The sequence below is a fragment of the Microtetraspora sp. AC03309 genome (genome assembly GCF_020826795.1).
GTDB classification, from domain to species: Bacteria; Actinomycetota; Actinomycetes; order Streptosporangiales; family Streptosporangiaceae; genus Microtetraspora; species Microtetraspora glauca.
On sequence record NZ_JADDIL010000132.1, the window covers coordinates 1 to 12,775 of the forward strand.

General features: G+C 70.4%; 12 protein-coding genes. 6 read left to right on the forward strand and 6 right to left on the reverse strand.

All coding sequences use genetic code 11. The features are described 5' to 3' along the window. Positions 1-219 precede the first annotated feature (219 nt). On the forward strand, positions 220-636 hold the full coding sequence (locus tag IMZ11_RS40645; RefSeq protein ID WP_228648588.1) for an HNH endonuclease signature motif containing protein: 417 nt from the start codon (positions 220-222) through the stop codon (positions 634-636). A gap of 39 nt (positions 637-675) precedes the next feature. On the opposite strand, the gene IMZ11_RS40650 is transcribed toward IMZ11_RS40645, so the two are convergent. Further along, a complete protein-coding gene (locus IMZ11_RS40650; RefSeq protein ID WP_228648590.1) occupies positions 676-1,452 on the reverse strand; it encodes an ion transporter in 777 nt (258 codons plus the stop codon). Positions 1,453-2,007: 555 nt separating this feature from the next. After that, positions 2,008-2,622: a 30S ribosomal protein S4 gene (rpsD, locus tag IMZ11_RS40655; RefSeq protein WP_061261523.1), complete on the reverse strand. Its 615-nt coding sequence runs from the start codon at positions 2,620-2,622 to the stop codon at positions 2,008-2,010. A 63-nt stretch (positions 2,623-2,685) separates the two neighbouring features. Here rpsD and IMZ11_RS40660 point away from each other — a divergent pair, with 63 nt between their 5' ends. Continuing rightward, complete coding sequence (locus IMZ11_RS40660; protein ID WP_228648592.1) at positions 2,686-3,450, forward strand: DUF2470 domain-containing protein; 765 nt, start codon at positions 2,686-2,688, stop codon at positions 3,448-3,450. 40 nt (positions 3,451-3,490) lie between these two features. Here IMZ11_RS40660 and IMZ11_RS40665 read toward each other — a convergent pair whose 3' ends face one another. Further along, the gene (locus tag IMZ11_RS40665; RefSeq protein ID WP_228648594.1) at positions 3,491-4,645 is read right to left on the reverse strand and encodes an ROK family transcriptional regulator; all 1,155 of its coding nucleotides are present in this window, start codon (positions 4,643-4,645) and stop codon (positions 3,491-3,493) included. Between the two features lie 193 nt (positions 4,646-4,838). Between IMZ11_RS40665 and zwf the strand changes: the two genes are divergently transcribed. From zwf to eda, 4 genes are read left to right on the forward strand one after another with little or no spacing between them, the layout of a single operon-like run. After that, entirely contained in the window at positions 4,839-6,329 is a 1,491-nt protein-coding gene (gene zwf / locus IMZ11_RS40670; protein ID WP_228648609.1) for a glucose-6-phosphate dehydrogenase, read from the forward strand. Beyond that, a complete protein-coding gene (edd, locus tag IMZ11_RS40675; RefSeq protein WP_228648596.1) occupies positions 6,326-8,182 on the forward strand; it encodes a phosphogluconate dehydratase in 1,857 nt (618 codons plus the stop codon). The genes zwf and edd overlap by 4 nt, the downstream gene beginning before the upstream one ends. Beyond that, positions 8,179-9,156: a glucokinase gene (locus IMZ11_RS40680; protein ID WP_228648599.1), complete on the forward strand. Its 978-nt coding sequence runs from the start codon at positions 8,179-8,181 to the stop codon at positions 9,154-9,156. The genes edd and IMZ11_RS40680 overlap by 4 nt, the downstream gene beginning before the upstream one ends. Positions 9,157-9,199: 43 nt before the next feature. Next, positions 9,200-9,811, forward strand: a complete 612-nt coding sequence (gene eda, locus IMZ11_RS40685; RefSeq protein WP_228648601.1) for a bifunctional 4-hydroxy-2-oxoglutarate aldolase/2-dehydro-3-deoxy-phosphogluconate aldolase — start codon at positions 9,200-9,202, stop codon at positions 9,809-9,811. A gap of 139 nt (positions 9,812-9,950) precedes the next feature. Here the strand turns inward: eda and IMZ11_RS40690 are convergent, their stop codons facing one another. From IMZ11_RS40690 to IMZ11_RS40700, 3 genes are all read right to left on the reverse strand, one after another. Next, complete coding sequence (locus IMZ11_RS40690) at positions 9,951-10,889, reverse strand: PfkB family carbohydrate kinase (protein ID WP_228648603.1); 939 nt, start codon at positions 10,887-10,889, stop codon at positions 9,951-9,953. 74 nt (positions 10,890-10,963) lie between these two features. After that, the gene (locus IMZ11_RS40695) at positions 10,964-11,986 is read right to left on the reverse strand and encodes a LacI family DNA-binding transcriptional regulator (protein ID WP_228648605.1); all 1,023 of its coding nucleotides are present in this window, start codon (positions 11,984-11,986) and stop codon (positions 10,964-10,966) included. Between the two features lie 10 nt (positions 11,987-11,996). Continuing rightward, positions 11,997-12,775 (reverse strand): alpha-amylase family glycosyl hydrolase (locus IMZ11_RS40700; protein ID WP_228648607.1); only part of this gene is annotated, 779 nt, incomplete at its 5' end.

Genomic DNA, 12,775 nt, shown 5'->3' on the forward strand with positions numbered 1-12,775 from the left:
GAGCGCACACCATCCCGAGATGAGCGGAATGCGGTCCGAGATGACCAGCCATCGACCGTAGGTGAACGAGCGGCCGCATGGGATCGGCGGAGATCAGCCCAAGGTGAGCCGAGCGCGGCACGGGACCAGCCGAGCGCGGCGCGGGATGAGCCAGGTCCGGCACAGGGCGAACGGGTCTCTGATTGGGCGACGCCCGCAGGGCTGATCTCAGGCCGGAGAATGCCCGGACTGCTGCTCGCCACTGGGCAGTTCCTGCCCGTCTCCGATGTGCATCGCCTGGCCAACACCTCCACTCTCACCCGCCTGGTCATGAACGCCGACGGCGAGGTCCTCGACATGGGCCGCAAAGTCCGGCGCGCAACAGCCCCGCAACGCAGGGCCATCCTCAGCCGCTACACCACCTGCATGGTCGACGGCTGCCACCTACCCGCCCACCTCTGCCAGATCGACCACATCGACAACTGGAGCGACGGCGGCGCCACCGACCTGGACAAACTCGGCCCCACCTGCCAATTCCACAACCGCGACCGCTACCGAAACCCCCACCGCTACCGGCTCTATCGGGCCGGCAAAGACCGCTGGGCCTTCACCTACACCGGCCCCCGCACCAGCAGGAGCACGAAGCAAGCATGCTGATCGCAGCCCCGGAATCCGGGTCCGCAAGCGCCCTGGAACTCAAGAGGGGACGCGATCGACAAGAGTCTCCCGAAGGCTCTGAATCTCGGCGCGGAGGGCCGCCACCTCACTCAGCACGGCGTGATCCTCCTTGCGTTCCTCCCTGTTCTCTTCTTCCATGGCGCTGACCACGACGGCAATGAAGAGATTGAGGACGACAAAGGTACAGATGAGCACAAAAACCACGAAGTACAGCCAGGCCGACGAGTACATGTCCATCAGCGGCCGGGCGATATCCGACCAGGCGTCCCCCGTCATCACCTGGAACAGCGAGAAGAGTGACTTCGGCAGGTCACCGAAGTACTCGGGCGCGGCGGCGCCGTACAACTTGGTGCCCATGACGGCGGCCACGTAGAGCACGAGCCCGAGCAGGATCACAATCGACGCCATCCCGGGCACGGCGTTGAGCAACGCCGAGACTACCCGCCGAAGAGACGGGACTACGGAGATCAGCCGGAGCGTCCGCAGTACGCGCAATGCCCGCAACACCGACAAACCACTCGCCGTCGGCAGGAACGAGATCCCGATGATGACCGCGTCGAAGACGTTCCAGGGGTCGCGCAGGAAGCGCAAGCGGTACACATACGCCTTGGCGAACAACTCCGCCACGAAGACATACAGCGCGACGTGATCCACCACGTGCAGCATGCCGCCGTAGCGGGCCACGGCGGACGGCGAGGTCTCGACTCCGAGCGTCGCCGCGTTGATGAGGATGACCCCGATGATCGCCTGCTGGAACCGCCGTGACTCGATGAATTGGCGGACGCGCTCACGCACACATGCTCCTGGGGGGTACGACACGAGATCGCCCGAGAGCATAACGGACATGGACAGTCAGGGTGATCGACATGTCCATATGTATGGCATCGCCCCGATGAAGGGGCAGGTCGGCTGTGTGGAGCGGTCCAGAGCCGCCCCCTCCCCCCACCCCACGTAAGGCGCAGTGCCCGTGGCATGCACAGCGCTACGGCAAAGCGCCGTGCCCATGGCAAAGCACAGTGCCCATGGCAAAGCACAGTGCCCACCGGGAAGGCGCCACAGAAAGACCGCCACCCTCGGCAAGAGCCGGCGCCCATAGAAGACGCCACAGGAAAGGTCGCCGCCTACCGTTCCGGATGCCTCATGGTGAGAGCCCGCCGCCCGCAGCACCATCACGGTCGCACAACACCATCACGGCCCCGCGGTGCGACCTCGGCCCGACCCGTGCCACCGCTCCCTTGTATGGGGCCTCGGCTTCGCAGGGAGATCTCGGCCCGATGGCGCCGCCACTACGCGACGCGGCGCGTCGGCCCGGCGACAGAACGGCCGTCACCGGGCCGACCCACGGTCAGGTCACCGGGAGTAGTGCTCGACGACGAGTTGCTCGTCCACCGGGACCACTACCTGCTCGCGCAGGGGGCGGGAGACCAGAGTGAAGCGCAGCTCCTTGTGGTCGACGGAAAGGTAGGCCGGGAGCCGCTCATCGGCGTAGATGCCCTCGGAGGCCGCCACGAATGGCTGCATGGCTCGCGACCTGGCCCGGATCCCGACCACCTGGCCAGGCTTGACCAGATAGCTGGGAATGTCGACCTTGCGACCGTCCACGGTGATGTGGCCGTGGTTGATGTACTGCCGGGCGGCGTAGATCGACGGCGCGAATCCCGACCGCAGCACGAGCGACGCCAGCCGGGTCTCCAGGATGACGACCAGTTCCTCCCCGGAACGCCCCGGACGGCGTAGTGCGAGATCCCAGTAGCGGCGGAGCTGCTTCTCGGACACGTCGTAGTACCAGCGCAGCTTCTGCTTCTCCAGCAGGCGGACGCCGTAGTCGCCGACGTTGCGGCGGTTCGTCTTTCGTCCGTGTTCTCCCGGCGGATACGGGCGGGCCTCGAAGTACTTGACCGCCTTTCGGGTCAGCGGGACACCCGCCCTGCGTGAAAGCCGCACCTTGGGACCTGTGTAGCGCACGTTCACCTTCCTGTGGTTAGGTAAGCCTAATTAAGGCAAGCCTAACCTTAGCGAAGGAGGGTCATGCACCCCGTGGAAGCTCCCCCGATCGCGGAGCGGATCCGCACGCTCGCCGCCACCGCCGCGCCGACGCACATCTCCGTCGCCGGAGCCCCCTTCTCGGGCGCCGCGCGCGGTGGTGTGGACGCGGCGGGCCGCCCCGTGCTCCTCATCAAGCCCGGCGAGGCCCTGTACGGCGCGGCCGAGGACGAGATCGTGGTGACCGTGGACCTGGTGGCGACCCGCGACACAGGCGAGAAGGAGCGACCACGCGGTCTGCTCAAGATCCAGGGCTGGGTGCAGGCCGTACCCGACGAAGAGGTCAGGATGGCGGCGGTGGCGATCGCGGAGCGGTGCCCCGACAGCGACCTCTTCGCGGCGGTGGACGCTGCCGAAGGGCACCTTCGACCTTCGTCATCAGGTGGCGGCCCGACCCCCCGCCTGCTTCGTGTGGATGTCGCCCAGGTCGTCTATCTGACTGGGCAGGAGTCGGGGGTGCTCGACGCGGAGAACTATCTCGACGCGTCCCCGGATCCGTTTCTCGACGCGGCCGAGCGGATCGTGCTCCATGTGAACGCCTGGCACCGCGGTCAGCTCGCGCTGGCGATCGGCCACCTGCTCGGGGAGCCGGCCGGGTCCGACGTGTGGCTGTGGGAGCTGGACCGCTATGGGGCGACGGTGTGGTCGGGCCCGGACCGCCTGATCCGGTTGCCCTGGCCCTCCCCCGCGACCAGCGCGGCCGAGCTCGAACACGCCCTGAGCTGCGTCATGTGCCCACGCCAGTCGTAACAGGAACTGGCGGGGCGAGAGAACTGGCGGGGCGGGGGAACTACGGAGCGCGCGTTCCGTCGATCGCTTCGGGCGACAGGACGCGGTCGATGACCATGAGTGCGCAGCCGGTGATGCCCGCACCGGGACCGAGCCGGCTGCCCTCGATGCGCAGGCTGCGGGTGGCGAGCTGGGTGGACCGCCGGTAGACGATCTCGCGGACACCCGACACCAACGGCTGGAACATCTCGGCCACGTCTCCGCCCAGGACGACCACGGCAGGGTTGAGCAGGTTCACGGCGGTGGCGATGACCTCGCCGAGCCTGCGCCCGGCCTGCCGTACGACGGCCATGGTCTCGGCGTCGCCCGCGCGGACGAGCGCGGTCACGTCGGCGAGCGACGACACGTCGCGCCCCTTGTCCCGAAGCTCCCGCAGGATGGCGGTGCCACTGGCCACCGAGTCGACGCAGTCGAGGTTGCCGCAACGACAGAGCACTCCCCCGCCGTCCCGGACCGGAATATGGCCGATCTCACCCGCCGCGCCGAGCGCGCCGCGCAGGATGTCGCCACCGGAGATCACCCCGGCGCCGATGCGGGTGGAGACCTTCACGAACAGCAGGTCGTCGAGCTCCGAGGCGTACGCCATGCGGTGCTCGCCCATGGCGATGACGTTCACGTCGTTGTCGACCAGGACGGGGACGGGGAACCTGCTCGCGATGATCGGCGGGATCACCACGCCGGTCCAGCTCGCCATGACGCGTGCGCTCTCAGTACGCCCGGCGGCGAACTCCACGGTCGCGGGGACACCCAGGCCGACGCCGACGACGCCGCCCCTGCCGTCCAGCAGCTTCTCCCATGTGTCCATGACCAGGGGCAGCACCACGTCGGGGCCTTCCTCGACGTCGATCTCGAGGTCGGTGCGCGCCAGGGGCTCCCCCGCCAGGTCACAGATCGCGATCTGGGTACGGCCAGCGCCGAGCGAGGCGACCAGGACCACGCCTCCGGCGGCGTTGAAGCGGAGTCTGACGGGCGGGCGGCCTCCGGTGGACGGCCCTTCGGCGTCCTCGACGATGAGGCCGCGTTGCAGCAGTTCGGCGACCCGGTGTGCCACCGCGGGACGGGACAGCCCGGTCACGCGGCCGAGCTCGGCACGGGTCACCGCCTCCCCGCTCCGAATGAGCTGGAGGACTTCACCGGTAGTAGCAAGTCGTGACATCGTGCAAAAGTGAAGCATATCTAGGCACCGAAGTACAACGACTTATTCATCTCAAGTTACAAAACTCGGTTGATGTTGTGCAGAACTTCCGGATAGTGTCCCACTTGTCCCCGTTTAGTCCCTGCAGGAGCAACAGCCCCAGATGTCTGTGTCCCCCCGCAATCCCCTCGCGGCGTCGGAGATCGGCGCACCCATGGGCGATCTCGCGCCATCAACCGTGACCTCCACGCCCCAGCGGCACGCGGCCGATCTGATCGTGTTCGGCGGCACCGGCGACCTGTCCATGCGGAAACTCATCCCCGCGCTCTATCACTGCGACCGTGACGGCCGGCTGGCCGACGAGACGCGCATCATCGCCATGTCGCGCGGCGGCCTCACCGACGCCGACTTCCGCGGCAAGGTCGACGCCGAGGTGCGCCCTGCCCTGCACGGGGACGACGACGAGGGCTGGCAGCGCTTCCTGCGCAGGCTGCACCACGTGTCGCTCGACGTCGGCAGCTCCGACCGCGGCGGGTGGAGCGCCCTGACCCACCTGCTCGCCGGCTACGAGGACCGCGACCGCGTCTTCTACCTGGCCAGCCCGCCGATGACGTTCGGGCCGTTCTGCCGCGAGGCGCACGAGGCCGGGCTGGTCACGCCGCGGTCCCGGGTCGTCCTGGAGAAGCCGCTCGGCCGCGACCTGGTCAGCGCCCAGGCGATCAACGACGAGGTCGGTGAGATCTTCGACGAGCGGCAGATCTTCCGTATCGACCACTACCTCGGCAAGGAGACGGTCCAGAACCTCCTCGTGCTCCGGTTCGCCAACGCCTTCCTGGAGCCGGTCTGGAACTCGCTCTGGATCGACCACGTCCAGATCACCGTCGCCGAGACCGTCGGCACGCCGGGCCGCCGTGGCTACTACGACCACGCGGGAGCGCTGCGCGACATGGTGCAGAACCACCTGCTCCAACTTCTCTGCCTGGTCGCGATGGAGCCGCCGTCCCGCAACGACCGCGAGTCCATCCGTGACGAGAAGGTGAAGGTGCTGCAGTCACTGCGCCCGATCGTCGGCTCCGAAGTGGACCGCTTCGCCGTACGCGGCCAGTACACGGCGGGCGAGGGCGTTCCCGGTTATCTGGACGAGCCCGCCAGCACTCCGACCACCGACATCTCGCACCGGGTGGAGACCTACGCGGCGATCCGCGCCGAGGTGAAGAACTGGCGCTGGGCCGGCGTGCCGTTCTATCTGCGCACCGGGAAGCGGCTGCCGGACCGGCGGTCGGAGATAGTGATCCAGTTCAAGGACGTCCCGCACGCGATCTTCCCGGGCGCCGCGCCGAACCGGCTCGTCCTCCGGCTCCAGCCCAGCGAGGGCATCCACCTGCTCCTCATGGCGAAGGAACCGGGCGCGGGCGAGATCACCCTCCGCCCGGTACCGCTCAGCCTGAGCTTCGCCGAGACCTTCCAGAGCCGGGTGCCCGACGCGTACGAGCGGCTGCTCATGGACGTGCTGGCCGGCAACCCGACCCTGTTCATGCGCCGTGACGAGGTCGAGGCCGCCTGGCGGTGGATCGACCCGATCATCGAGAACTGGGAGGGCTCCGAGTCCCTGCCCGAGCCGTACCCCGCGGGAACGGCAGGACCGGCCGGCGCCCACGAACTGCTGGCCCGCAGCGGCCGGACCTGGCACGAGGAGGAGCTGTGAACGCGCGCGCGATCGACCCTGTCGTCTCGGCGGTCACCGAGAGGATCCGCGAGCGCAGCCGCGACGGCCGCGCCGCCTACCTGGAGCGGATCGCCGCGGCCGGACGGGAGTTGCGCGAGCGCGGCCCGGCGCGCGGCCGGCTCGCCTGCGCCAACCTCGCGCACGGCTTCGCCGCCGCCGGCCCGGAGGAGAAGGGCGACCTGCGCGGTACGGCGAAGCCGGGCGTGGCCATCGTGACGTCGTACAACGACATGTTGTCCGCGCACCAGCCGTACGAGACCTATCCCCCCGAGCTGAAGCGGGCGGTCCGCGCGGCGGGCGGCGTGGCGCAGGTCGCGGGCGGCGTGCCCGCCATGTGCGACGGCATCACGCAGGGCCGGGCCGGGATGGAGCTGTCGCTCTACAGCCGTGACGTGATCGCCATGGCGACCGCGATCGCGCTGTCGCACGACATGTTCGACGCGTCGCTGCTGCTCGGCGTCTGCGACAAGATCGTGCCGGGCCTGTTCATCGGAGCGCTGCACTTCGGGCACCTGCCCGCGATCTTCGTGCCCGCGGGGCCGATGACCTCGGGTCTGCCCAACAAGGTCAAGGCACGGACGCGCCAGGAGTTCGCCGAGGGCAAGATCACCCGGCTGGAGATGCTCGACGCCGAGGCGAAGTCGTACCACTCGCCGGGTACCTGCACGTTCTACGGCACGGCGAACTCCAACCAGCTGCTCGTCGAGGTGATGGGCCTCCACCTGCCCGGCGCGACGTTCGTCAACCCGCACACCGAGCTTCGGCACGCGCTGACCGAGGCCGCCGCCCGCCGCGCGGTGGAGATCACGCCGCACGGCGACGAGTACACCCCGCTGGGCGAGGTGGTCGACGAGAAGGCGATCGTCAACGCGGCCGTGGCGCTGCTGGCCTCGGGCGGCTCGACCAACCACACGCTGCACCTGGTCGCCATGGCGGCCGCCGCCGGGATCACGCTGACCTGGGACGACCTCGCGGACCTGTCCAAGGCCGTTCCGCTGCTGACCCGGATGTACCCCAACGGGCAGGCGGACGTGAACCACTTCCAGGCGGCCGGCGGCATGGCCGTGTTCATCGGCGGGCTGCTCGACGCGGGGCTGCTCCACGACGACGTGCTCACCGTCGCGGGCCGCGGCCTCGACCTGTACCGCTCGGCTCCCGCGCTCAAGGAGGGGACGCTGGTCTGGGAGGAGCACCCCGGGAACAGCGGCGACCTGGACGTGCTGCGCCCCGTCGGCGAGCCGTTCTCGCCCGACGGCGGCATCCACATGCTGGACGGAAATCTCGGCCGCGCCGTCTCCAAGGTGTCGGCGGTCAAGCCCGAGCACCTCGTCATCGAGGCCCCGGCCCGGGTGTTCGACGACCAGCTCGACCTGCTGCGCGCGTTCGAGGCGGGCGAGCTCGACGGCGAGGACTTCGTCGCGGTCGTCCGCTACCAGGGGCCGAGCGCCAACGGCATGCCGGAGCTGCACAAGCTCACACCTCCGCTGGCGGTCCTGCTGGACCGTGGCCAGAAGGTCGCGATCGTGACCGACGGCCGCATGTCGGGCGCCTCCGGCAAGGTGCCCGCGGCGATCCATCTGTCCCCGGAGGCGGCTCGCGGAGGGCCGATCGCCCTTGTCCGCGACGGCGACGTGATCCGGCTGGACTCGACCGCCGGAACGCTGTCCGTCCTCGCCGACCTGTCCGGCCGCGCACCCGACGGCGCCCCGCTCACCGACGCCCAGTGGGCCGGGACGGGCCGGGAGCTGTTCCACGCGTTCCGCCGTACGGTCGGACCCGCCGAGCGCGGCGCGAGCGTCTTCGGCGGGTCCGGGGACGGGGGGCGCGGGTGACGCCTCCGTGGCTGGTCGCCGACATCGGCGGCACCAACGCGCGGTTCGGACTGGTCACCCGGCCGGGAGGGAACCCGGAATCGGTCGCGGTACTGGAAGTCGCACAACATCAGGGCCTGCCGGATGCCGTAGCCGCCTATCTCGATCAGCATGGGGGCGGAGTGCGGCCGGAGGCCGCGTGCCTGGCGATCGCCGGGCCCGTGCAGGACGACCGGTACCAGCTGACCAACGCGGGCTGGTCGGGCACGGTGGCCGAGCTGGGCATCCCGTACGTCGGGCTGCTCAACGACTTCGAGGCGCTGGCGATCTCGCTGCCGCACCTGGCGGGGGACGATCTCGTGTCCCTGGGCGGACCGGCTCCCCTGGACGGCGCCGTACGCAAGGTGCGTGCCGTGCTGGGACCGGGCACCGGCCTCGGGGTCGCGGGCCTGGTCCCCTCCGACTGCGGCTGGATCCCGGTGCCCGGTGAGGGCGGTCACGTGGCGGTCCCGGCCGTGTCCGACCTGGAGATCGAGATCGTGCGGGCGCTGCGCGCCGACGGCCTGCCGTACGTGGACGCGGAGCACCTCCTGTCCGGCACGGGGCTGCCCCGGCTGCGTCGCGGCCTGGCGCTGGTCCGCGGCGCCTCGCCCGAGGCGATCACGCCGATGACGGCGTCCGAGATCGTCGCGTCCGGCGACCCCCTCGCGGTGGAGACCATCGACGTCTTCCTCGCCCTCCTCGGCGGGTTCGCCGGGAACGTGGCGCTCACCCTGGGCGCGCGGGGCGGGGTCTACCTCGGCGGCGGCGTGCTGCCGAGGATCGCCGGCCGCGCCCGTGACAGCGCGTTCCGCGCGCGGTTCGAGATGACGGCGTCGGCCCTGTCCGGCTACGTCTCCGCCATCGCCACGTCGCTGATCGTCGCGGAGCAACCCGCCCTGACCGGTGCCGCCGCCTGGCTCACCCAGAGGGCAAGTAATGTTGAGCTGGTATGACCAAGTATCGGTGCGAATGTTACCTTCGCGCCTGGAGGAATCAATGAGTCTGCTCGACCTTGCGCCCGTCGTTCCGGTCGTCGTCCTGGACGACGCCGAGACCGCGGTGCCGCTGGCCCGCGCGCTCGTCGCGGGCGGCCTTCCGGTCATCGAGGTCACCCTGCGCACGGACGCCGCCCTCGACGCCATCAGGCGGATCGCGGACGAGGTACCCGACGCGGTCGTCGGCGCGGGCACGATCCGCTCCGCCGCCGACATCACGGCCGCCGTCGCGGCCGGCTCGCGATTCCTCGTCTCGCCGGGGACCACGCCGTCCCTCGTGGACGCCCTGCTGGACGGCGGCGTGCCGTTCCTGCCCGGCGCGGCGACCGCGTCGGAGGCCATGGCGCTGCGCGAGCGCGGCATCACCGAGATGAAGTTCTTCCCGGCCGAGGCCGCGGGCGGCATCCCCTATCTCACGTCGCTGTCCGGCCCGCTCCCCGACGTGCGGTTCTGCCCCACCGGAGGGATCAAGCTCGCGACCGCCCCCGCCTACCTCGCGCTGCCGAACGTCGGGTGCGTCGGCGGCACCTGGCTGACCCCGGCCGACGCACTGGCCGCCGGGGACTACGCCCGTATCGAGAAGCTGGCCCTGGAGGCGTCCTCCCTGCGCTGAGAGACCCCGACCAGATCCCTGCGGACCTGGCCCATCCAGACCTCGTCAGCCGAGCCATCCTCCCTCGGCGGAGCTGACGGCCATGGTCGTGACCGCGACCCGGTGAACGCGATCATGGAACTCCGGGCTCGTGACCTCCTCACCCGTTGGTCACGAGCCCACTTTTCTGCCCGGAGTCCGCTCGCTCGAGAAGCGCGGCGAGGGTGATGGGATCCTCGTGGGTGCCGGTGCTCGTGCACGCGTGCGCTCCGGCGAGACCGCCCAGCCGTACGCACTCCTCCAGCGGGAGGCCCCGCAGCCGCCCGTAGAGCACGCCGGACACGAACGCGTCGCCGGCGCCGTTGCTGTCGGCCACGGGTCCGGGCAGCGGCTGGGCCGGGAAGTGCCGGACGCTCTCCTCACCCGAGGAAAGGACGTGGCAGCCGTCGGCGCCGTCCGTACAGATGACGAGCGAGGCCCGGCCCTTGGCGGCGATGGCGCGCATGACCTCGTCCCTGCGGTCGCCGAGCGCGGTCGCGGACATGAAGACCACGTCCGAGGCGTAGGCGAAGTCCTCGTGGTACGGGTTCACCCCGTCCCAGTCGTGCAGGTCGGTGGAGATCGTCACGCCGTCCGGGATGTCGGGGTAGACGTGCCGGCAGAAGTCGGTGATGGAGACGTGCACGTGCCGGGCCGTACGCAGGGCGGGCAGGTAGAGGTCGCGGGGTAGGCGGGCTCCGGGCGCGGAGCGCGGGTCGTGCAGCGAGAGGCGGCGGCCGTCGGGGCCGACGAGCAGGATGCTGCGGCTCGTGCCCGCCTCGGACGGGGCCCAGGCGAGGTCGACGCCGCGCCCGCCGAGATGGTCGCGGATCAGCCGCCCCTGGGGGTCCTCGCCGATCAGGTCGACCAGCGTCACCCGCAAGCCGAGCGCGTGGCAGCCGAGGGCGACCCCGGAGCCCGTGTTGCCGATCCGGTCGATCACCGGCGGCACGTGGTAGGTGTCCCGGTACGGCAGGGGCAACTCGGGCACGTACACCGTCGTGTCCACCCCCGTCCCGCCCAGGACGACCACGTCATGTTCGATGTCTCGCGGCGTCACGCCGCCTCCCTCAAGGGTGTCTGTGACCGCACGGGTGTTTCCTGACCGCGCGGGAACGCGGGAATCAGCGGGGATCAGCGGTTGACCAGGGGCCCCGAGCTGGTGGAGCCGCGGACGACGAGTTCTGGCTGGTAGACGAGCTCCAGGTGCTTGGCGGGCGTTCCGCCGATCTCCTCGATCAGGGTCTCCACGGCGGCGGCGGCCATCGCGCCGATCGGCTTGCGCACGGTGGTCAGCGGCGGGTCGGTGAAGGCCATCAGCGGCGAGTCGTCGAACCCGACCACCGAGACGTCGCCGGGAACGGACAGGTCACGCTCCCGGGCGGCGCGGATGGCCCCGAGGGCCATCAGGTCGCTCGCGCAGACGATGCCGGTGCAGCCGCGCTCGATCAGCGCCGACGCGGCGGCCTGCCCGCCCTCGACCGAGAACAGCGAGTGCTGGATCAGGTGGTCGACGTCGTCGAGGCCGAGAAGCTGCGCCATCGCCTGCCGGAAGCCCTCGATCTTGCGGATCACCGGGACGAAGCGCCGCTGGCCGAGGGCGAGCCCGATCCGCTCGTGGCCGAGATCGACCAGGTGCTGTACGGCGAGGCGGGCCGCGAGCCGGTCGTCCGGCGAGATGAAGGGCGCGTCGATGTTCCCGTTGTAGCCGTCCACGAGCACGATCGGCAGGCCGCGGTCGGTGAGCCGCGTGTAGCGGTCCATCCTGGCCGTGGTGTCGGCGTGGAGACCCGAGACGAACACGATGCCCGAGACGCCGCGGTCGAGCAGCATCTCGGTGAACTCGTCCTCGGGCGCGCCGCCGGGCTCCTGCGTGCACAGGATCGGGGTGAACCCGTGCTGGGTCAGGGCCTTCTCCACCGCCTGGGCGAACGCGGGGAAGATGGGGTTGCCCAGCTCGGGGATCACCAGGCCGATCAGACCGTTGCTGCGCTGGCGGAGCCGCTGGGGGCGCTCGTACCCCACGAGGTCGAGCGCCGTCAGCACGGCCTGCCTGGTCGCCGAGGCGACCCCCGCCTTGCCGTTGAGCACCCGGCTCACCGTCGCTTCGCTGACACCTGCCTGAGCCGCGATGTCGGCGAGCCGCGCGTTGGTCATGGGCACAACTTTAGACATTGTTGAGGGCCCACCAGGTGGTGGAATCGGGAGCCAGCCGGATCAGATCCCCGGATTCCATGGGATCGGCGCTCGCCAGGAGCAGCCCGGCCCGGTCGGACGGGCGTTCCATCTCGACCCAGTCCGGTGTCATGTTGATCAGGCAGGCGAAGCCGCCGTCACGGGCGAACGCGAGGGTTCCGGCCGGGGACTCCAGCCAGCGGATCTCGCCGTCGCCGAGCCCCGGGTGCTCGCGCCGGATCCGCAGCGCCGCGCGGTAGAGGCTGAGCGTGGAGGCCGTGTCCCGCAGCTGCGTCTCGACGCTGAGGCCACGCCAGGCCGGGGGCACGGGCAGCCAGCTTTCGTAGATGCCGGGAGGGGCGAAGCCGAACGGGGGCTCCTCCGTCGCCGTCCACGGCATCGGCACGCGGCAGCCGTCCCGGCCGCTGTCGGGGTCGCGCAGCCGCTGCGGGTCCTGGAGGTACTCCTCCGGCAGGTCGAGCACCTCGGGGAGCCCGAGCTCCTCGCCCTGGTAGAGGTAGGCCGAGCCGGGCAGCGCGAGCATGAGCAGGGTGGCCGCCCGCGCGCGGCGCAGACCGAGCTCGCCGTCGCCGTACCGGGTGACGTGCCGCTTGACGTCGTGGTTGGACAACACCCAGGTGGAGGGGGCGCCGACGAGCGACACGGTCTCCATGGACACGGTGATCACGTCGCGGAAGCCGGCCGCGTCCCATGGGGTGGTCAGGAAGTGGAAGTTGAACGCCTGGTGCAGCTCGTCCGGCCGTACGTAGT